The organism is Nostoc sp. MG11 (assembly GCF_014904695.1).
Taxonomy (GTDB): Bacteria; Cyanobacteriota; Cyanobacteriia; order Cyanobacteriales; family Nostocaceae; genus Komarekiella.
This window is the reverse complement of the sequence record NZ_JACXXN010000224.1, coordinates 1-576: the sequence shown is the minus strand read 5'-3', so window position 1 is coordinate 576 and position 576 is coordinate 1. Positions and strand designations below refer to the sequence as shown.

Below are 576 nucleotides of genomic sequence, written 5' to 3'. Positions count from 1 at the left end.
TTTCGGGTTCTGGTAGCGTGTTTTCTTTGTAATGCCATACGATGTAGCTGTGGCATCTCTTTTGAGTATTGTCTCGGAATACTTCCACACCGTTAATCAATACTAGCCAGGGTTGCATCACAAAGTCGTTGTCGTCGTGGGTAATGCTGGCAACCAATTTATCGCCGCAGTAAATCTCATGGTCGTAAAAGCTGATTTCGACTGATGTCAATTCTTCAACTGGTTTGACGCAAGGGGTTACAGTTGTTGCTGTTTGTGGCATAATTTTAAAACCTTTAGAACGGTAATAAAGGCGATCGCTGCACCGTCCAAAGTCTGCGATCGCCTTTTAATTTGCACGAAATGTGTTGTGCAGGCACAACACTCTCAATCTAGATTTGGCGCAGCCTTATAAAAATATTCCAGGGTAAAGCATATTAGCTAATAGCTAAAACACTAGACAGCACTAAGCTCTAGAGAAGATGTTAGTTATTACTATGTTCTGTGCAGCCATGTGGTATCCATTGAAAAGGCGATCGCGTACTCTTGGAGTAGCAATCGCCTTAATTCTCGAAAGATTGAAGTTTTTTGCAACCA

Annotated in this window: 1 pseudogene; it reads right to left on the bottom strand. The window is 42.0% G+C overall.

From position 1 onward, the window contains the following. Window positions 1–262, bottom strand: a pseudogene (locus HCR01_RS38205) (hypothetical protein); the annotation flags it as partial. Window positions 263–576 lie beyond the last annotated feature (314 nt).